The sequence below is a fragment of the Pseudomonas sp. SC11 genome, assembly GCF_047039205.1.
GTDB classification, from domain to species: domain Bacteria; phylum Pseudomonadota; class Gammaproteobacteria; order Pseudomonadales; family Pseudomonadaceae; genus Aquipseudomonas; species Aquipseudomonas boreofloridensis.
In genome coordinates, this window is sequence record NZ_CP178183.1 from 4546123 (window position 1) to 4567248 (window position 21126).

The 21126-nt window shown below is 67.8% G+C and carries 10 protein-coding genes; 2 read left to right on the forward strand and 8 right to left on the reverse strand.

The genetic code is table 11. From position 1 onward, the window contains the following. Nucleotides 1–4 precede the first annotated feature (4 nt). From phnE to ACK2SD_RS20370, 4 genes are read right to left on the reverse strand one after another with little or no spacing between them, the layout of a single operon-like run. A complete protein-coding gene (gene phnE, locus ACK2SD_RS20355; protein ID WP_412460689.1) occupies nt 5–772 on the reverse strand; it encodes a phosphonate ABC transporter, permease protein PhnE in 768 nt (255 codons plus the stop codon). Next, nucleotides 769–1596, reverse strand: coding sequence for a PhnE/PtxC family ABC transporter permease (locus tag ACK2SD_RS20360; RefSeq protein WP_039575406.1), 828 nt, complete (start codon nt 1594–1596; stop codon nt 769–771). The genes phnE and ACK2SD_RS20360 overlap by 4 nt, the downstream gene beginning before the upstream one ends. After that, nucleotides 1590–2384, reverse strand: a complete 795-nt coding sequence (locus ACK2SD_RS20365; RefSeq protein WP_412460690.1) for a phosphonate ABC transporter ATP-binding protein — start codon at nt 2382–2384, stop codon at nt 1590–1592. The genes ACK2SD_RS20360 and ACK2SD_RS20365 overlap by 7 nt, the downstream gene beginning before the upstream one ends. Then, nucleotides 2381–3235 carry a putative selenate ABC transporter substrate-binding protein gene (locus tag ACK2SD_RS20370; RefSeq protein ID WP_412460691.1) on the reverse strand — a complete coding sequence of 285 codons (855 nt, stop codon included), beginning with the start codon at nt 3233–3235 and terminating at the stop codon, nt 2381–2383. The genes ACK2SD_RS20365 and ACK2SD_RS20370 overlap by 4 nt, the downstream gene beginning before the upstream one ends. A 190-nt stretch (nt 3236–3425) precedes the next feature. Between ACK2SD_RS20370 and selD the strand changes: the two genes are divergently transcribed. Together selD and mnmH are read left to right on the forward strand one after the other, a co-directional pair. After that, entirely contained in the window at nt 3426–4460 is a 1035-nt protein-coding gene (selD, locus tag ACK2SD_RS20375; RefSeq protein ID WP_029613065.1) for a selenide, water dikinase SelD, read from the forward strand. Beyond that, nucleotides 4460–5575, forward strand: a complete 1116-nt coding sequence (gene mnmH / locus ACK2SD_RS20380) for a tRNA 2-selenouridine(34) synthase MnmH (RefSeq protein ID WP_412460692.1) — start codon at nt 4460–4462, stop codon at nt 5573–5575. Before selD ends, mnmH begins: the two co-directional genes overlap by 1 nt. A 51-nt stretch (nt 5576–5626) precedes the next feature. Here the strand turns inward: mnmH and ACK2SD_RS20385 are convergent, their stop codons facing one another. From ACK2SD_RS20385 to ACK2SD_RS20400, 4 genes are all read right to left on the reverse strand, one after another. Further along, the gene (locus ACK2SD_RS20385) at nt 5627–6016 is read right to left on the reverse strand and encodes a lysozyme inhibitor LprI family protein (protein WP_412460693.1); all 390 of its coding nucleotides are present in this window, start codon (nt 6014–6016) and stop codon (nt 5627–5629) included. Between the two features lie 44 nt (nt 6017–6060). After that, on the reverse strand, nt 6061–6600 hold the full coding sequence (locus ACK2SD_RS20390) for a hypothetical protein (protein ID WP_412460694.1): 540 nt from the start codon (nt 6598–6600) through the stop codon (nt 6061–6063). A 52-nt stretch (nt 6601–6652) separates the two neighbouring features. Then, nucleotides 6653–7150: a GNAT family N-acetyltransferase gene (locus ACK2SD_RS20395; RefSeq protein ID WP_412462345.1), complete on the reverse strand. Its 498-nt coding sequence runs from the start codon at nt 7148–7150 to the stop codon at nt 6653–6655. Nucleotides 7151–7389: 239 nt separating this feature from the next. After that, entirely contained in the window at nt 7390–21108 is a 13719-nt protein-coding gene (locus ACK2SD_RS20400) for an autotransporter-associated beta strand repeat-containing protein (RefSeq protein WP_412460695.1), read from the reverse strand. Between the last annotated feature and the right edge of the window lie 18 nt (nt 21109–21126).

Consider the following 21126-nt stretch of genomic DNA (forward strand, 5'->3'; position numbering starts at 1 on the left):
AGGATCAGGCGCGTACGTAGCGCTGGCGCAGCATGTCGCTCAAGGCATCCACCAGCAACACCAGCACCAGCATGCCGATGATCACGGTGCTGGCCTGCGCCTCTTGGAACAGGCTGAGGGTGGTGTAGAGCATCTGCCCCAGCCCGCCCGCGCCGACGAAACCGAGCACGCTGGCCATGCGGATGTTGTTTTCCCAGCGGTACAGGCTGTAGGCGAGCCACTGCGGCCACAGGTTGGGCAAGGTGCCGAAGCAGAACGCCGCCACCTGCCCACCGCCCTGCAGGCGGATGGCCTGCGCAGGCTCGGGCGGTGCGTTTTCCAGCGCCTCGGCGAACAACCGGCCCAGCACCCCGGCTGTGTGCAACGCCAGGGCCAGGGTGCCGGCGTTCGGGCCAAGCCCGGCCGCCAGCACCGTCAAGGCCGCCCAGACCAGTTCCGGAATTGCCCGCAGCGCATTGAGCAGCAGCCGCGCTGCGCCTTGCAGCGGCCAGCCGAAACGCCCCGCCGCCGGCAACGCCAGCAGCAACCCCAAGAGCATCGCCAGCAACGTACCCAGGCCGGACATGGCCAGGGTTTCCAGTGCTCCATGGCCCACCGCGCGCAAGTGCTCGGTCGAGAGGTCAGGGCCGAGGAAACGCGCCGCATAGTCAGCCATCTGCGCCGAGCCGCCGTTGCCCAGCACCGAGGCCAGGTCCAGTTGCAGGTAGGCGAACGACGCCACCACGGCGGCCAGCAGTGCCAGCAGCACCAGCCAATTGATCACCCGCTTCACGCCAGCCTCCCGCGCAGCAGGCGGCTCAGGCCATCAGCCAGGGTCACCAACAGCAGGAACGCCAGCAGCATGCTCGCCACCTCGGCGCCGGCGAACATGCGCATCGACAGGTCGATCTGCTGACCGAGCCCGCCAGCGCCGACGAAGCCCATCACCACCGACGCGCGCACCGCACACTCCCAGCGGTAGACGCTGTAGGACACCACCTCGGCCGCCGCCAGCGGCAGGATGCCGTAGGCGAAGGCCGCCAATCGTCCGCTGCCACCCTGCATCAGGGCATGCGCCGGACGCTGGTCGACCGACTCGAAGATCTCGGCATAGACCTTGCCGAGCATGCCGCTGTAGGTGATGGCGATGGCCAGCACCCCCGCCGTCGGTCCCAACCCGACCGCCCTGACGAACAGCAGCGCCCAGACGATTTCCGGCACGCTGCGCAGGAACACCAACAGCCCGCGCACCGGTAAGCGCGCCAGTTGCGACCATGGCCCCGGCCGGCCACCGCGCGATGCGGCACGCAACGACAGCGCGCGACTGGCGAGCAGGCTGGCGGGCACGGCCAACAGCAACGCCAGGGCCATCCCGGCCGTGGCCACGGCCAGCGTCTGCACCGTCGCCTCCAGCAGCAAGGCGAGGAAATCGCGATCATGGGCCGGTGGCCAGAACGCGCCGAGAAAGCTGGCCATCTGCTGCCGGTTCTCGGCCTGCAGCAGCACCCCGGGGTTCAGCTCGCTCAGTTGCACGCCCGGCCACAGCACCGCCAGGCACACCACGGCCAGCAGCAGACGCGGCCAGGCCGCCGGATCGCGGGCATCGGCCTTCAGCATCGTGGCATCTGCACCGTCAGGGTCGGCGCTACGGTCACTGGCGCCGTCAGGTGCTCGTTGGCATAGAGCTCGTCGAGCATGCTGGCCTCGACCGCCGCTGCCACACAATCGAACGCCACCTGGCCGTCACGGATACCGATGATGCGCGGGAAATGCGCCAGCGCCAGGTCCACCGCGTGCAGGCTGGCGACCAGGGTCACGCCCCGCTCGCGTGCATGGCGGTTGAGCAGGCCCAAACTGTGGTCGGCCAGTACCGGGTCCATCGCCGAGACCGGCTCGTCGGCCAGCAGCACCTCAGCCTGTTGGTACAAGGCGCGGGCGATGCCGACGCGCTGCAACTGACCACCGGACAACTGCCCGCACTGGACGAACACCTTGTCGGCCAGACCCAGCTCGGCCAGCACCTGGCGCGCGCCGGGTACATCGGTGGGGTGCAGCAGGTTGAGCAGCCCGCGCAGGGTGCCCCACTGCCCCAAACGCCCGGCCAGCACGGCGGTGACCACCCGTTGGCGCGGCGGCAAAGGCGGCGCCTGGTGCACCAGCGCAACCCGCGTGCGCAAACGCTGGCGAGCGCGGGCCGACAGTGCCCAGGGCTGTTCGCCGAGCAGGTGCAGGCGCCCGCTGCTCGGCTGCACGGCGGTGGCCATCAGGTGCAGCAAGCTGGACTTGCCCGCGCCGGACGGGCCGATCACCGCCACCCGCTCGCCGGCGTCGATACGCAGGTTGACGTCGTCCAGGGCGCGAACTTGGCCGTGGCGCAGCCCCGCGCCCTGCAGTTCGATACTCACTTGAGCAAGCCGGCCTCACGGGCAGCCTGCTCGGTGCCGGCGTAGTTCTCCGGCTGGGTTTCGATGAAGCGGCTGGCCGCCTGCAGATCGAGGATCGCCTTCTGCTCGGGCTTGGCGGGATCCAGGGCGAGGAAGGCTTGCTTGATCTTCTCTTTGAGCGCCGGGTCCATGTTGCCGCGCACCGTCCAGTTGTAGTCGTAGTAGGTCGGCGTGGTCGCAAAGACGCGCACCTTGGTGGTGTCGACCTTGCCGGCATCGACCAGCTTCTGCCAGACGCTGGCGTTGAGCACGCCGGCATCGACCTTGCCGGCCTGCACCCAGGCGACGGTGGCGTCGTGGGCACCGGAGTAGGCGACCCGGCTGAAGTAGCTTTCCGGCTTGATGTTGTCCTGCTTGAGCATGAAGTAGCGCGGCATCAAGCTGCCGGACGTCGAAGAGATCGAGCCGAAGGCGAAGGTCTTGCCCTTCAGATCGGCCAGGCTCTTGACCTCGGGGTTGGCGGTGATGAACTTGCTGGTGAACTGGGCATCCTGCTCGCGCTGTACCAGCGGCGTAGCGGTGGGATCTTTCAGGTGCACCTGAACGAAGGTGAAGCCGCCCAGCCAGGCCAGGTCGAGGCGGTTGCTGGCCAGCGACTCGACCACCGCCGGATAGTCGGCCACCGGCACGAACTGCACCTTCATGCCCAGTTGCTGCTCGAGGTACTCGCCCAGCGGCTTGAACTTGCGCAGCAACTCGGTCGGCGCTTCATCGGGAATGGCGCTGACGCGCAAGGTCTCAGCAGCCTGAACCACCACAGCACAGCAAGACAGGACGAAGCCGGCGGCCAGCGCCAGGGGACGTTTCAGCACGGGAGGGGTCTCCTTTGGAGACAGCTGCGAGCGGTGAGCTGCAAGCTGCAAATGAACGCGGATCGCGGTTGGGTGTAGGTGGGCATTCTAGCCGCAAGCACGCACGACTGCTTCATCTTGCCGCTCGAAGCTTGAAGCTCGAAGCTGCTCTATTGCTACACTCGCGCATTCATTCGATTGCGAGGTGCCCATGAGCGAGCCGATTCGCCTGACCCAGTACAGCCACGGCGCAGGTTGTGGCTGCAAGATCTCTCCCAAGGTGCTCGACGTCATTCTGGCCGACAGCGGCAGCCAAGCGCTGGATCCCAAGCTGTGGGTCGGCAACGCTTCGCGTGACGACGCCGCCGTGTATGCACTGGACGACGAGCGTGGCGTGGTCTCGACCACCGATTTCTTCATGCCCATCGTCGACGACCCCTACGATTTCGGCCGCATCGCGGCCACCAACGCCATCAGCGACATCTACGCCATGGGCGGCGATCCGCTGATGGCGATCGCCATTCTCGGCTGGCCGATCAACGTGCTGCCACCTGAGGTCGCCCGCGAAGTGATCCGGGGTGGTCGCGCAGTGTGCGCCGAGGCCGGTATTCCGCTGGCCGGTGGGCATTCGATCGACGCGCCCGAGCCGATCTTCGGCCTGGCGGTGACCGGCGTGGTCGGCAAGCGCCAGCTCAAGCGCAACGACACCGCCACCGCAGGCTGCACGCTGTACCTCACCAAGCCGCTGGGCATCGGCATCCTCACCACCGCCGAGAAAAAGGCCAAGCTGCGAGTCCAGGACCAGGGCCTGGCGCGCGACTGGATGTGTACCTTGAACACCCCCGGCAGCCGCTTCGGCAAGCTCGACGGGGTCAAAGCCATGACCGACGTCACCGGCTTCGGCCTGCTTGGCCACTTGGTCGAAGTGGCCGAAGGCAGCGGCCTCACCGCGCGCCTGCAATTCGACGCCGTGCCGCGCCTGCCGGGTGTCGAGCACTACCTGGCCGAGGGCTGCATTCCCGGCGGCACGCTGCGCAACCACGAGAGCTACGGTCACAAGATCGCCGCCTTGACCGATGAACAGAAACACCTGCTGTGCGACCCGCAGACCAGCGGCGGCCTGCTGGTGGCCGTCAGCCCCGAGGGCCAGGCGCAGTTCCTCGCGGTGGCCGCCGAACTGGGCCTGGACCTGGCGCCGATCGGCACCCTGGTCGAGCGACAGACCTACGCAGTCGAGGTGATCTGATGCGCCCCGACTGCACCGACTTCCACCCGCTGTTCCTCGATGACGTGCCGATGATGGACATGCGTGCGCCCATCGAGTTTGCCAAAGGCGCCTTCCCCGGCGTGGTCAACCTGCCGCTGATGAACGACGCGGAGCGGCACAAGGTCGGCACCTGCTTCAAGCAGCAGGGCCAGGGCGCGGCCATCGCCCTGGGCCATCAACTGGTCAATGGCGCAGTCAAGCAGGCGCGCCTGGAGGCCTGGGCGGCCTTTGCCAGCGCCAACCCGCAGGGCTACCTGTACTGCTTTCGCGGCGGCCTGCGCTCGCAGATCGTCCAAGGCTGGCTGAGAGAGGCCGGTATCGACTACCCGCGCATCAGCGGCGGCTACAAGGCCCTGCGCAACTATCTGCTGGACACCACTGCACAGGCGGTGGCGCAGTGCGACTTCGTGCTCATGGGCGGGCTCACCGGCACAGGCAAGACCGACGTCCTGCTGCAACTGGATAACGCGCTGGACCTGGAAGGCCACGCCAACCATCGCGGCTCCAGCTTCGGCAAACGCGCCACCGCGCAGCCGGCGCAGATCGACTTCGAAAACCAGTTGGCGATCGACGTGCTGAAGAAACGGGCGCGTGGCGTGCAGCAATTCGTGCTCGAAGACGAGGGGCGCATCGTCGGCAGTTGCGCGGTGCCGCTGCCGCTCTACCAGGGCATGCAGCGCTATCCGCTGGTGTGGCTGGAGGATAGCTTCGCCCAGCGTGTCGAGCGGATCCTGCGCGATTACGTGATCAACCTGTGCGCCGAGTTCGTCGCCTTGCACGGCGAGGATGAGGGTCGCCAGTTGTTCGCTGAACGTCTGCGCCACAGCCTGGGCAACATTCGCAAGCGCCTGGGCGGCGAACGTCTCCAGCGCCTGCAGGCGCTGCTGGACCAGGCCTTGGACGAACAGTTGCGCAGCGGCGAAGTGGACCTGCACCGGGGCTGGATCGAAGGCTTGCTGAAGGCGTATTACGACCCGATGTACGCCTATCAGCGCGAGGCCAAGGCGCACCGCATCGAGTTCGCGGGCGATGGCGTGGAGGTGCGCGAATATCTCAAGGCACGGGCGCAGCGCGAGCGGCCACCGGCACGCTGACAGCGCCTCGGCGCCGCGACCGTAGACGTCCCGGCGCCACGCCTCGAAGCATTACTGCTCCGGCTTGAGCAGCCGCTCCATCTCCGCCGCGCGCTCCTGGGTCATGTCCATCACGCAGATACCTTGCTCGACGCTGGCCATGCTGCCGCCGCTCAGCTGTGCGTGGAAGCCGCAGTTCTTGTCGCGAAAGGCGATCCAGTCGCGCTGCACCTCACGCAGGCGCTTGACCTGGGCGATCTCCAGCTTGCGGATCAACTGCTTGTAGGCGGTGTTCAGGCGTTGATCCTGCACGCGGGTTTCGTCGGCGACGCAGACATTCATCGCCAAGGTGCTGGCGGCCTTGTCCATGCACTGGACATAGCTCGGGGAATTGTCGTCGGCCTGGGCCGCTGCGGCGAAGGCCAGCGCGGCATACAGCGTGGCAAAAGCATAGCGAGTCATCGAAGCGGGTCCGTTGCGTGAAGAGGATGCTGAGCCTAGCAGTGTCAGAGACTTTGCGCAGGCTCCGGCGGCATCAGCACCTGATCCACCTCGAAGCGCAGCGACGGCAGTTGTGTGGCGACATACAGCGTGAGCGCCAGGGCCGCAATCACCACCACGTCCAGCCAGTTCCAGCCCGGCACCTCATCGGCGCGGCGGGCCTTGAAGCACCACCAGAGCTGGCCGGCGCAGAACACCAGCATCGACCCCAGCCACAGGTAGAAGCCGAGGCCGAAACCGGTGATGTCGTGGAAGGCGTAGCTGCGATTGTCCGGCAGACGCTCGATGCTCAAGCTGCCGATGGCCAGGTACAGCGCCGCAGCGCCGACCAGCAACGCCAAACGCCGAAAGCGCCGATGGGCGAGCACCGCCAGCGCCAGCAACGGGTTGGCGAACCAGGCGTACACACCGAAGGCCACGCCCCAGGGGCCGTAGAGCAGCATCTGCAAGGCCGGCATCTGGCGCCCGACATCCATCAGCGCGCCATCGAAGAACAGACTGGAGAGGTACAGCAGCAGGCTGAGACTGAGGTAATAAGCGGGCAACCGGACACTCCACGGGCTTGAAAGCGAACGCCGACCTTACCGCACCCACGCCTCAGGCGACAGGCGGTTCCAGCAGCAGGCCGTAGAGGCCCGAGTCGGACAGCTCTCCAGCCACGCACCAGCGCGCACGCAAGGTGCCTTCCAGCACGAAGCCCTGACGCTCCAGGGTGCGCGCCGAGCCTTGGTTGCGCGGGTCGATCTCTGCTTCCAGACGGCGCATGTGCAGGGTGTGGGCCAGGTAGTCGATGAAGCAGGTCAGCGCCTCGTCCATGTAGCCCCGGCCCTGCACGGCGCGGGCCAGGCAGTAGCCGATCTCGCCCCGGCGCGAGTCGTGATCGATGTTGAACATCTGCACCATGCCGATCAGCTCGCCGTTGTCGCGCCGGTACATGCCCAGCTTGAGCAGCGTGCCCGTCGCATAGGCTTCGCGGTCGGCGGCCAGGGCGCTTTCGGCCTCGGCCAGTTCGGTCCAGGGCGCGTGATACCAGTAACGCATCACCTCGGGGTCGGCCATGATCGTCAACCAGCGCGCCGCATCGGCGTGGCGCATGGGCCGCAACTGCAAGCGCGGGCTGTCCAGGCACAGGTCACTGGGGAAACTGCGGAGGTGGATCACGCCGAACTCCTGTCCAAAGCTGGGAAGATGACAGTCTAGCGTCAGTGGCGTGATGAAAGTAAGTCGATGTAACCGTGGGCGCGGCCTCCTCGTTGACCGGGTCCCGGAGTCTTGCACGACCGCTTCCACACACCACCACTGCCCTAGCTCTGCCAGGCGCAACGACACCCCGTTCAGAAGCCCATGCTGAAACTCACCACCACACCGTGGTCGCGGCCCTGATTGGACAATTGCCCCGAATACCCCACGCCCAACTTGCCGCTCTCGCCCACAGCCACGTCAAGGCCAGCCGCCACCACCGCCGCGTTGCGCGCGATCGCCACGCCTTCACTGCCGAAACTCGCACCCCCGCCGATGAAGCGCGACTTGGCCTCGGGCTGGGTATCACCGAAGGCATGTCGCCAGCCGACCGAAAGCCGTGGGGTGATCTCACTGCCATTGTCCAACGTGATGCGCTTGCCGACGCGCACACCCACCGTGGAGAAAGTCACGTCCTGATCCACCTTGGCTTTCAAACGCCCCGCCCCGCCCTTCTCCCGCGCACTGTCGCTGTCGTGGTTGACATAGGCCAGTCCGGCGAATGGCTCTACCGCGACACCGCCCGCGTCCAGGGCGTAGCCCACCTCGCCGAACACCTGCGCGGTGCGCGCCTTGTACTTCGCCTTCAGGCGATCGTCGTAAGCGCCCGCCTGCACATCGCGCTTGGTGTCGATGTCATGCCAGGTGTAGCTGGCCCCCAGGCGCGCAGCGAAGGCGTCCATCTGGTAACCCAGGTAGGTCGCCAGGTGGTAGCTGTCGACGCTGGCGTCCGAACGGCGGCGCTTCGCATCGATGCTGCTGCGGGTGTAGCCCGCCGCGATGCCCACCTTCCACTGATCGTCCAGGGCGCGATCGACACCGAGCATGAAACCGGACAGGTCGCGGTCGACGCTGGCATGGTTGGCGCTGCCGTCGTAGTCGCCCCAGGCGCCAATGGCGCGAATCCAGCCGACCGGCTGACCCTGGCAACCTTCGCTGGTCAATTGCTGATTGGCGGTCGGGGCCAGGGTGCGACGTGGATCGTCGGCACGGCTGCAATCGGCCTGGCGCAGGCGGTCGTTGAGCGCCTCGCGCACGTGGCGGGTGTCCTCGATCAACACCGTGGCGGTGCTGGCGTGGATCTCGCCGGACAGGCTGTCGAACGCCGCCTGTGCCGAAGGCCGGTCCAGCGGCAGGATTTCATCGCGCAGCACGTTCGGCACCCCCGCGCTCTCCAGCGCAGTGGCCACGCCGCGCTGGTTGCCGGACACCGCAACCTCGGCGAGCGAGGTGTCGTTGCGGCTCACCGACAGGGTCACCTGGTTGGCGCCGTAGTCCAGCGAACTGGTGAGGAACGCCGAATCCATCAGGTTGTTGCTGGCGAACACGCCATTGATACCGCCGTCGGCAGACAACAGCGTGTAGCGACCATTGCCGCCGGACAGGTTGGCCACCGTCAGGCTGCCACCCAAGTTGGCGGTGCCGCCCACGTTGAGGTAGTTCACCGGTGCAGTCCCCAGGTCGATGACCAGGTTGCCGTCGCTGGCATTGGTGAAGTCGCCGCTGACATTCAGATTGCCCGCCGGCCCCGGCAGCACCGTGCCGTGGTTGACCAGGCTGCCTAGCGTGCCATTGCCGGTCAGGCCGGCACCGTTGGCCACGTTCACACGCGCGGCGAGTAGACTGCGCGGGTTGGCGGCATCGCCCACTTGCAGCGTGCCCTGATCGACGTTGAACAGCCCGCTGAAGGGATGATTGCCCAGCAGCAAGAGACGACCGAAGCCACGCTTGATGGTGGTGCCGGTGCCGCGCAACACGCCGTTGAAGGTGCCGTCGTTGGCTTGCGCGAATACCAGGTTGGCGTTGTTGGTCAGCGTGCCCTGCAGGCTGCTGGTGTTACCTACCAGCGTGCCGCCACTGACCAGGGTGCCGCCGGTGTAGCGGTTGGCGCCACTGAGCACCAAGGTGCCGGCATCGAGCTTCTCGATACCGCCGCTGCCCACCAGCGGCACACTGATCTCGGCGCTGGCACCGGCATCGACGCGCACTGGCGCCAGGCTGCCGTCGGCGCCATTGACCGGCGTCAGGCTGCCCTCGGCACCCGGCACCAGTTGGTAGCCATCGCTGAGAAATTGCAGGCCGCTGAACGACGGGTTGCCGACCACGGTGACGGTGCCGGGCTGACCACCGAACACGGCATAGGCATCGCTCCAGGTTTCACCTGTGGTGCCGTTGGCATTGGTCCAGTTGCTGTTCGGCCCCCAGGTGCCACTGCCACCACCGATGCTGCCGTCGGGGTTGGTCTGGTTGCCGTTCCAGAACTGCACCGGATCGCCCGCACGCTGCACCACCAGGTTGATCTGCCGGGCGATGGCGGTCTGCAACGCCAGATCGCCCAAGGCCACGCTGCCCGGCACGGCGCCGAGGGCCAGGCCGTTGTCGGTCAGCGCCCCGCCGTAGCTGAACAGTCGATAGACGCCGGTTGAGAATCCACCGACATCGGTGACATTCAGGGTGCCGTCGAGCACCAGGTTGCCCTCGACCTTGACCACCGTGCTGGCCGCATCCGGGGCGCCCAAGGCGAAGTCCAGGGTGCTGCCGGACGCCAGTTCGAGACCGCCCAAGGTCAGCGGCGTGCTGCTCTGTCCGGCCACCAGGCTGGCGCCGTCGGCGAGCAGCACCTGCCCGGCGTAGACGCCGCTGCCGCCCAGCCGCGCGCCGCGGGCGACCTGCACCCTGGCGCTGTCCAGGCGACCGTCGACACGCAGGCTGCCGGCATTCACCGAAGTAGTGCCGGTCAGGCCATTGTTGCCAGTGAGCAGCAACTCGCCGCTGCCGTTCTTGCTCAAGGTGCCGCTGCCAGTGAGATTGCCGGTGTAGCGACCGTCGGCTGCCTGCTCGAAGGTCAACGCGGCATTGTTGAGGATCGCGCCTTGCAGGCTGGCGCTGTTGCCGATCAGGCTGCCGCCGTTGATCTGGGTGCCGCCGCTGTACACGTTGTTGCCGGTGAGGGTGAGTGGCGCAGCGCCGTTCTTGATCAGACCGCCCTCGCCGCTGACGCTACCCGCCAAGGTCAGCGCCGCGCTGCCGCCGAGGGTCAAGGCGCCTTCGAGCAGCACGGCATTGGCCAGGCTGACCGCCGTGTTGCTGTCCAGCAGGGTGCCCGCTGCGGCGGTGAGCAGGCCGCTGCCCAGGGCGCCGTCGTTGCCCACCACCAAAGCGCCGCGATTGAGCGCGGTGCCGCCGCTGTAGCCGTTGGCCGTGTTGAGCACCAGCGTGCCGCCATCCTGCTTGGCCAGAAGACCGGTGCCGTTGATCGGCACGCCGACCGTGGCGGTGGCGCCGCTGTCGACGCGCACGTTGGTGGTGCCGCTGGTCAGCAGTTCACCCGTGCCCGCGCTTTGCAGCGAATAGCCGTCGGTCATGAACTGCAGGCCGGTGATCGCCTGGCTGCCATCGAGGGTGACGGTGCCCGCCGGGCCTTGGAACACGGCGAAAGTGCTGTTCCAGGCGCTGTTGACCGCGCCGTTGGCATCGGTCCAGTTGCGGCTGACGGCGTCCCAGGTGCCGTTGCCGCCGTCGATCTGGCCATTGCCGCTGGTGTCGCTGCCATCCCAGAACAGCACGTTGCTGGCCCCTCCCACCACCAGGTTGACCTGGTTGGGCACGGTCGCTTGCAGCGCTACTTCGACATCGGGCAGCGGCGTGCTGCCGATGCTGATGCCGTTGTCGGTGAGGGCGCCGCCGTACAGGAACAGGCGGTGCACGCCGGCGCCGAAGCCGCCAATATCGACCACGTTCAGCGTGCCATGCAGGGTGAGGTCGTTGGCCACCTGGACCAGCGGCTGACCGTCAGGGTCCGGTGCCCCGAGCTGCGCCGTCACCACCGCATCAGGCTCCAGGTTCAGGCTGCCCACTTGCAAGGTCGAGCCGGTCACGGTGGCCAGCGTCGCCCCATTGCTCACCGACACCGCGCCACCGAGGTTGCCGCTGCCCGACAGGGTCGCGCCGCTGGCCACGGTCACGTTGCCGCTGTCCAGCGAGCCGTCCACTTGCAGTTCGCCGGCTTGCACGTTGGTATCGCCCACATGGGTGTTGACGCGGGTGAGTGCCAGGCGACGCACGCTCAGTTTGTTCAGGGTGCCGGTGCCGCTGATCTGGCCATCGAATACACCGCCCTGCACGTTCAGGCTGTTGCCCTGGGCGATCTGGATCGCCCCGGTGCCGCCGATGTCGCCCAGGGTAGTGCTGCCGTCGAGGTTGAGCCGGGCGCCGCTGCTGACATTGAGCGCGCTCTGGGTGCCGAGGGCAGTGGTGCCCAGGGTACTGAGGCTGCCGGAGAGGATGTTGAGGATACCGCTGAAGGTGTTGTTGCCCGACAGGGTCAGGTCGGCGGCGCCGTTCTTGTTCAGCACACCGTTGCCGCTGAGCACGCCGGCCAGTTGCAGATCGTTGCTGCCTTCGACGTCGAGCGTACCGCTGACGTTGACCGGATTGGCCAGTCTGACCGCTTGGCTGCTGTCCAGGCTGGCCGCACCGGTGACGTCCAGTGAGCCGGTGCCGAGGGCGGCATCGTTACCCACCACCAGGGTGCCGCTGCGCAGTTCGGTGCCGCCGCTGAAGCGGTTGGCGCCCAGCAGGCTGAAGCGCGCGAAGCCGGCCTTGAACAGACGCCCCGCGCCGCTGACCGGACCGCCCAGGGCCAGCTCGTTGCCGCCGAGCACGGTGAGGTCGCCGGCCAGGTTGACGGCGTTGGCCAGCGTGACCGCCTGGCTGCTGTCCAGGCTCGTGCCGTCAGCCGCGCTCAGCACGCCGCTGCCCAGCGCAGTGTCGGCGCCCACCACCAAGGTGCCGCCCTGCAGCGAGGTGCCCCCGGCATAGCGGTTGTCGCCGGAGAGCGCCAGCGCCGCATCGCCCGCCTTGACCAGGCTGCCGGCCCCGGCGACGGTGCCGCTCAGGGTCAAGTCATTGCTACCGGCCACGGAGAGTGGCCCGGTCAGGTTGATTGCGTTGCCGATGTTCACCGCTTGATTGGCATCCAGCGTGGTACCGGCGACGGTATCCAGCGCACCGCTGCCCAACGCCGAGTCGCTGCCCAGCACCAGCGTACCGCCACCGAGCTGGGTGCCGCCGCTGTAGCGGTTGCTGCCACCGAGCACCAGGGTGCCGCTGTCGAGTTTGGTCAGCCTGCCGCTGCCCACCAGCGGCAGGTCGAGCGTCGCCGTCACGCCGCGATCCACCCGCACCGGCGTGTCACCGCGTTCCCCGTCGATCAGCTCCAACTGACCGGCGCTGCCGTCGATCACGCGGTAACCGTCGGCAGCGAACTGCAGGCCGGTGACGCGCTGGTTGCCTTCGACACTGACATCGCCCGGCGTGCCCTGGAACACCGCGAAGGTGTCGCCCCAGGTGCTGTTGACGGTGCCGTCGAAGTCGGTCCAGTTGGTCGTGCTCGCGTTCCACACCCCGGCCCCGCCTTCGATCTGGCCGCTGGCTTGGGTCTGGCTGCCGTTCCAGAACAGGATGTTCAAGCCGCTGCCGCTGACCAGCAGGTTGACCTGATTGACCAGCGCGGTCTGTAGCGCCAGGTTACCCAGCGCTACGCCCAGCGGCAGGTTGCCGAAGGCCAGGCCGTTGTCGGTGAGCACGCCGCCGTAGTCGAACAGCCGGTACACACCGTTGCCGAAGCCGCCGATGTCGCTGATGTTCAGCGTACCGCCCAAGGTCAGGTCACCGCCCACGGCGAATAGCGCCGCGCTGTTAATGTTCGGCGTGGCCAGCCCGACATCGACGTTGGCCGCGTTGTCCAGCACCAGTGAGCCAAGGCCCAGGGTGCTGCCGCTGTTGCCGATCAAGCGCCCGCCCGCACCGATGCCGACCGGCGCCGCAACCGTGCCGCTGCCGCTCAAGCTGGCGCCGCTGGCAACGTTAAGCCCGGCGCTGGATAGCGTGCCATCGACCTGCAAGGTGCCGCCATTGACCTGGGTGTTGCCGCCCAAGGCGCTGACGCCGCTCAGGATCAACCGCCCATTACCGACCTTGGCCAGGCTGCCGAGCCCGTTCAGCGCCCCGGCGAACGCCGTGTCGAGATCATTGCTGCCAAGGCTCAGGGTGGCGCCGCTGCCGAGGTTGGCCTGACCGCTGCCACTCAGCGCGCCGAGGCTGGCGTCGCCATTGAGGTTGAACTGCCCACCGGCAGCGAGGTCCAGAGTGCCGACATTGGCCAACACGCCGTTGCCCTGTGTGGTGAGCGAACCGGCCTGCACGGCGACGTTGCCGGTGAACGTCTTGCCGCCCACCAGGGTCACGTCGTCGGCGCCGGTCTTGATCAGGTTGCCGGTGCCGCTCAGGTCGCCCGTGAGGACCAACGCGTTGTCGGCATCGAGCGTGAGCGTGGCGCCATTGCTCAGGGCGACAAGACTGCCCAGGGTCAGCGGCGCTGCAGTGCCGAGCGTGGCATCACCGGTCACGGCCAGAGGCCCGCTGCCCAGCGCACCACCATTGCCGAGGGTCAGGCGCCCGGCTTCGAGCTGAGTGCCGCCTTGGTAGCCATTGCTGGCGGAGAGGGTCAGGTTGCCGTCGCCTTGCTTAATCAGGGCGCTGGCGCCGTTTACCACGCCATTCAAGGTCAGGTCGTTGCTGCCCACGACGCTCAGGTCGGCATCGAGTGCCACATCGTTGGCCAGTGTGATGGCGGCGCTGCCACTGCTCAAGGTCGAAGCGCCGGCGACGGTGAGACCGCCCAGGCCCAAGGCACTGTCGTCGCCGACCACCAACTGGCCGGCGCCCAGCGTGGTGCCCCCCAGATAAGTATTGGCGCCGTTGAGGATCAGGGTGCTGGCCCCCGACTTGTTCAGGCCGCCGGGACCGTCGATCACACCGTTCAAGGTGAAGTCGGCAGAGCCAGGCAAGGTGAGTACGCCACCCACTGTCAGGTTGTTGGCCAGACGAGTGTCGGTGTTGGCATCGAGCGCAGTGCCGTCGGCCGCGATCAGCGACCCGCTGCCCAGGGCACTGTCGTTGCCGACGATCAGCGTGCCGCCGTTGAGTTGGGTGGCACCCCCGAAGGTGTTGGCGCCTGCGAGGGTCAGGCTGGCGCCGCCATTCTTGACCAGCGCACCGCCACCTGCGATCACGCCGTCGAGCACCAGATCCTGCGCGCCCCCGAGGGTCAGGTTACCGCTGGTCAGGTTGATCGCATTGCTCACCGTCAGCGCCTGGCTGATGTCCAGCAAGGCATCGTCGATCACGCTCAACGCACCGCTGCCCAAGGCATTGGCGGTGCCCAGCAACAGGCTGCCGGCTTGCAGCAGCGTGCCGCTGGTGAAGCGGTTATCGCCCGCGAGTTGCAATTGCCCGCTGCCCTGCTTGGTGAGGGTGCCGTCACCGCTGATCGCGCCCGACAGGGCCAGGTCCTGGCCGACGTCGAGGGTCAGGTTGGCGCCACCGGCCAGGCCGATGGCATTGGCGATTTGCAGCGCGGTGGTGCCGGACAGCGTGCCGTCGCCGATGACCGACAACGCACCGTTGCCCAACGCTGCATCGTCGCCCAGCGTCAGGCTGCCCGCGCCGAGGACCACGCCACCGTCGAAGGCGTTGGCGCCCGCGAGGGTGAGGTTGCCCGGTCCGGTCTTGCTCAGGCCGCCGAGGCCAGTGATCGGCCCGGAGAGACTGAGGTCGTTGCTGCCGAGGATCGCCAGCGTGCCCGTCAGGTTGACGGCGTTGCCGAGGTTGACTGCCACGCGGCTGTCGAGCTGAGTGCCGTCGGCGGTGTTCAGTGCACCCAGGCCGAGCGCCGTGTCGCTCTCCAGCAGCAGGGTGCCGCCGGCCAGGTTGGTATCGCCTTGATAGGTATTGCCGCCGCCCAGGGTCAAGGTGCCGCTTCCAGTCTTGGTCAGGCCGCCTGCACCGCCGACGCTGCCGTTGAGCGCCAGGTCCTGCGCGCTGGCCAAGGTCAGATCGCCCAGCAGTTCGAGGGTGTTGGCCAGGTTCACTTGAGCAGTCGCCGACAGGGTGGTGCCCGCCGCTGCCGTGAGCGTACCGCTGCCCAGCGCGGCATCACTGCCAACCTGTAGCGCGCCCGCGTCCAGACGCGTGCCGCCCTGATAGCTGTTGCTCCCGGAGAGGACGAGCGAGCCGCTGCCATTCTTGATCAGCCCAGCGCTGCCACTGAGCATGCCATCCAGACGCAGGTCGCCCGTACCGGGCACGGTGAGGTTGGCGTTGAGGGTCACTGCGTTGGCCAGCGCGATCTGGCCAGGCGCCACGAGGCTGGACGCACCGCCGACAGTCAGGCTACCGCTGCCCAGCGCCAGATCGCTGCCCACGACGAGGCTACCGGCATTCAAGGTGGTGCCGCCGCTGTAGCGGTTAACGTTGCCGAGGGTCAGCGTGCCAGCGCCATTCTTGACCAGGCTGCCGGCGCCCTCGATCACGCCGACCAGGCCAAGGTCGGCGCTGCCGTCCAAGGTCAGCGCGCCGCCGAGGGCGAAGTCGTTACCAAGGGTGACCGCCGTGCGGCTATCCAGCGCCGTGCCGCCTGCGGTCGTGACCGCGCCGCCACCGAGCGCGCGGTCGTTGCCGAGCACGATCCGGCCGCCTTGCAGCAAGGTGCCACCGGTGTAGCTGTTGACCCCGCCGAGCACCAGCGTGCCGCGGTCTAGCTTGGCCAGTCGGCCGCTGCCCGAAAGATCGACTTCCAGCGTGGCGTTCACGCCGGGATCGACCCGCACGGCGAACGCGCCGTTGGCGGCGTTGACCAGCTCCAGCCCGCCGCTGCCGATCAGGCGGTAGCCATCGGTGACGAACTGCATGCCGCTGGCCGTTTGGGTACCGACCAGCGTGACGTCGCCCGCTGCGCCCTGGAACACCGCGAACTCGCCGCCCCAGGCGCTGTTGAGCGTACCGGCGAGGTTGGTCCAGTTGCCGGTGCTGGCGTCCCAGGTGCCGCTGCCGCCGTCGATGGAACCGTTGGCCAGCGTCTCGAGACCGTCCCAGAACTGCACGCCACCAGCCGCGCCGCCGACCAACAGGTTGACTTGCGCGCCGACCGACGTCTGCACTTGCAGGTCGCTCGGCATCACGCTGCCGGGCAAGGTGCCCAAGGCCAGGCCGTTGTCGAGCAGTGCGCCGGTGTAGTCGAACAGGCGGTAGATACCGGTGCCGAACCCGCCAAGGTCGGTGACGTTGAGGGTGCCGTCGAGGGTGAGGTTGCCGTTGACGCTGACCAGTGCGTTGCTGCCGCTGACCGGCGCGCCGAGGCCGAAATCGAGGATCGAACCGCTGTGCAGGGTCAGCGCGCCGGTGCTCAGGGTGCTGCCGCTGTTGGCCAGCAGGTGCGCGCCATCGGCGATATCCACCGCGCCCGGCAGGCTGCCGCCACCACCGAGGCTGGCGCCCGCATTGACCTGCACGGAGACGCTGGCCAGCGAGCCGGTGACCTCGAGCAGCCCGGCGTTGACCGTGGTGGCGCCGGTCAGCCCGTTGCTGCCGGTGAGTTGCAGGGTGCCGGGGCCTTGCTTGATCAGCCCGCCGCCGCCGCTCAAAGTGCCGCTGAAGAGGCTGTCCAGGCCATTGCCACCGACGCTCAGGTCGCTGCCCGCACCGAGGTTGACTGCTCCCGCTCCGTTGAGCCCACCCACGGCCGTGCTGGCGCCGAGCGCGAGATTGGCGCCGGCACCGACATTCACCGCCGAGGCGTTGCCCAGTGCCGTCGCCGTTGCGCTGGTGAGGGTGCCGCCGAGCAGATCGACCACGCCAGTGAAGCTGTTGTTGCCGCTGAGGGTGAGGTTGGCTGGGCCATTCTTGACCAGACCGCCGCTGCCGCTGATGGCGCCTGCCAGGCCGAGGTCGTTGCTGCCGCCCAGGGTCAGGTCGGCATTCAGCGTTATGGTGTTGCCCAATGTGAGCGCCGTGCTGTTGTCCAGGCGCGTCGCACCGGCAACGTTGAGGGCACCGGTGCCCAAGGCGGCGCCGTTGCCCACCACCAGAGCACCGGCATTGAGCGTGGTGCCGCCTGCGTAGCTGTTCGCGCCGTTCAAGGTGAGCGTGGTCGCACCGTTCTTGATCAACGGCCCTGCCCCACTGATGACGCCGGAGAGGTCTAGGGCATTGGTGCCAGCGAGGGTGAGGTCAGCATTCAGTGCGATGTCGTTACCCAGGTTGAAGGCCGAACCGGTATCCAGCGCGGCCGTGCCGCCGACGTTCAATGCGCCGCTGCCCATGGCACTGGCGTTGTCCAAAAGCAAGGTTCCGGCATTGAGCAGCGTGCCGCCGATGAAGGTGTTCGATGCGCCGAGCGCGAGGGTACCGACACCGTTCTTGATCAGGCGACCGGTACCGTCGATCACACCGTCCAGCCGCAGGTCGTTGCTGCCGAGCAGGGTCAGGTCGGCGTCGAGGGTGACCGCGTTGGCGACCGACAGCGCCACCGTGTTATTCAGGCTTCCAGCCCCGGTGACGGTCAAATTGCCGAGCCCCAGCGCGTCGCCATTGCCCAGCACCAAGCCACCCGCTGCGAGGGTGGTGCCGCCCAGGTAAACGTTGGGGCCGGACAGGGTCAAGGTCGCAGCGCCCTGCTTGAGCAGGCTACCGGCGCCACTGACCAGGCCGCCAAAGCCGAGGTCGGCGCTGCCATCGACGGTCAGGGCTCCGCCGAGGTTGACGGCGTTGCCGAGGTTGACCGCCGTGCGGGTATCCAGGCGAGTGCCCGCGGCGGTATTGAGCACACCGCTGCCCAACGCGGCATCGTTGCCGAGCACGAGGCGCCCGGCATTGAGGTTGGTGGCGCCGACCTGGGTGTTGGCACCGTTGAGGGTCAGGGTGCTGGCACCATTTTTGGTCAAGCCGCCCGCGCCGCTCAGGAGGCCGTTCAGGTCAAGGTCGTTGCGGCCGGTCAGGTTCAGGTTGCCGCCCAGGTTCAGCGAATTGCTGAGGTTCAGCCCGGCCACCGTGCTGTCCAAGGTGGTGCCGGCGGCGGCGTTGAGGGCGCCGCTGCCCAGGGCGGCGGCACTGCCGAGCACCAGGGTGCCGGTGTTGAGCGTGGTGGCGCCAGTGTGGGCATTGACGCCACTGAGGGTAAGGGCGCCGGCGCCGTTCTTGACCAGACCGCCGGCCCCGCTCAGGGTGCCGGCCAAGGTCAGGTCGTTGCTGCCGGTCAGGGCCAGGTTGGCGCCGAGGTTGACGTTGTTGCTCACGCTCAGCGCGGTGCTGTTGGCCAGGGTGGCGGCGCCGCCGACGGTGAGCGTGCCGCTGCCCAGGGCGGCGGCACTGGCCAGGGTCAGGGTGCCGGTGTTGAGCGTCAGACCGCCGCTGAAGGTGTTGCTGCCGCCGAGGGTAAGGTTGGCGGCGCCATTCTTGATCAACGCCCCGGTGCCGGCGATCGTCCCGCCCAGGCGCAGGTCGTTGCTGCCCGCCACGCTCAGGGTGTTGCCGCCCAGGTCGATGGTGTTGCCCAGGCTGAGCGCCGTACTTGCCACGAGACCGGCGTTGGCACCGAGGGTCAGCGCCCCCGTGCCCAGCGCATTGTTGTTGCCCAACGTCAGCACACCGGCGTTGAGCGTGGTGCCACCGCTGAAGCTGTTGTTGCCGTTGAGCGTCAGGCCGGCCGCGCCATTCTTGACCAGCGCCCCGCTGCCGCCGATGGCGCCACCGAGGGTCACAGCGTTGCTGCCGACGAGCGCGAGCGTGTTGCTCCCGAGGTTGATCACATTGCTCAGGTTCAGTGCAGCGCTGGTGTCGAGCTGCGTGCTGGCGCCGAGGTTCAGCGCGCCGCTGCCCAGCGCAGTGCTGTTGCCCAGAATCAACGCGCCGCCATTGACGGTGGTGCCGCCGCTGAAGCTGTTGTTGCCGTTGAGGGTCAGGTTGGCCGCACCGTTTTTCACCAACGCGCCCGTGCCGCTGATCACGCCGCCCAAAGTGGTGGCGCTGGAACCGGCGAGCGCGAGTGTGCTGGCGCCGAGGTTGATGGCGTTGGCCAGGCTCACCGCCGCACCGGCGTCGAGCACCAGGCTCGCCCCCAGGTTCAGGGCGCCGCTGCCCAAGGCACTGCCGTTGCCCAGGGTCAACGCGCCGCCATTGACGGTGGTGCCGCCGCTGAAGCTGTTGCTGCCGTTGAGGGTCAGCGTCGCTGCGCCGTTCTTGACCAGGCGCCCGGCTCCACTGATCGCGCCAGTGAGGGTCATGGCGTTGCTGCCAGGCAGGGTCAGGGTGTTGTCGGCCAGGTTGATCGCGGTGCCGAGGCTGATGGCAGTGCTGGCATCCAACGCCGCATTACCGGTCAGGCCCAACGCACCACTGCCCAAGGCACCTGCGTTGCCCAACACCAGCGTGCCTGCGCCGAGGGTGGTGCCACCGGTGTAGGTGTTGCTGGCGTTGAGGGTCAGGCTGGCGCTGCCGCTTTTGACCAGCGCTCCCGTTCCGCTTACCGTGCCACCCAAGGTGACGGCGTTGGCGCCGGTCACGTTGAGTGCGGCGCCGTTGAGTTGCACGGCATTGGCCAGCACCAGCGGCGCGCTGCCCTGCAATCGGGACGCGCCGGTCACGTTCAGCGCACCGCCGCCCAGGCTCGCCGCGCTGCCCAGTTCGAGGCCTCCAGCGGCCAGGTTGATGCCGCCGCTGAAGGTGTTGTTGCCGCTCAGCGTCAGCAGGCTGGCACCGCTCTTGATCAGCGCACCGCTACCTGACAGGACGCCGTTGAGACCCAGGGGGTTGCTGCCGGAAACCGTCAGGCCATTGCTGCCCAGAATCAGCGCGTTGCTCAGGTTCACGCCCGCGCCGCCGCTTTGCAGTGCCCCGCCGTTGGCGGTGATCGCGCCGGAACCGAAGGCCGCGGAGTCGTCGACGCTGACCAGCCCGCCGTTGAGCGTGGTCGAACTGCTGCCGGTCAGCAGCGGCCCGCCGAGGGTCCAGGTGCCGCTGTCGACGATCAGGCGGTTGAAGTTGACGTAGGTGCCCGCCGCAATCGTGCCACTGCCGGCCGTGCCGCTGCCGCCGCCCACGGCGTTCTGCAATGCGAGGGTGTTGTTGCCGCCGGCGCCGCCATCGACCGTGCCGGTGGCGGCGAAGGACAGATTCGGATTGCTGACTACCAGCAATTGCAGGCCAGCGCCGCCGCCTTTATTGACGCTGGAGCCGGTGACGGCGTTGAAGCGGTTGGTCGAGCCGGCACCCATCGACAGGCTGCCGTTGAGGGTGCCAACGTTGGTGAAGGTGTTGCCGCTGCTGGAGGCCTGGAACGCCGCGCGACCGGTGATGGTGCCGGTGTTGGTCATGTTCACCGTGCCGCCGCCGCTGACGGCGACGACGGGCGTGTCTTCGCTGAGCACGCTGACGCTGAGTGCCGAAGAGCCGATGATCCCCGCGTTGCTGATCACGGTGCTCCCGCCTGCACCGTTGGTGACCTCCAGCGCCGCGCCGTTGAGATTGGCCAGGTTGACGTCGAGAACGCCCCCGGTGCCTCTGAGCACGCCGGTGGCCAGGTTGTTGATCACCAGGGTGCTGGGGTTGGCATTGCCGATGCGCGTGCTGGTGCTCAGCAGGCTGACTGCGCCCAGTAGCGAAGGGTCAATCGTGCCGGCGTTGTTCAGCGTGATGTTGCTGCCGGACAGATTCAACGCCGTGCCGAGCAGGTTCAGCAGCACGCCAAGGCTGGCGCCTTGCTGGACGTTGACCGTGAGATTGTTCGCGCTGCTGGCATAGCCTGGAGCCAGTAGATTGGGCGCGCCGGTGCAGGTGACCACGCCCCCACTGAGGCTACAAGCGGCCAGTGCCGACTGGCTGGTCAGACCGAACAGCAATCCGCCGACGGTGAGGCTTACGGCCAATGACAGGTGCGAGAGACGAGCGGGCGAAACGGCGATGAGACTTCTGTCCACGGAGAGCTCCTTCGTGGA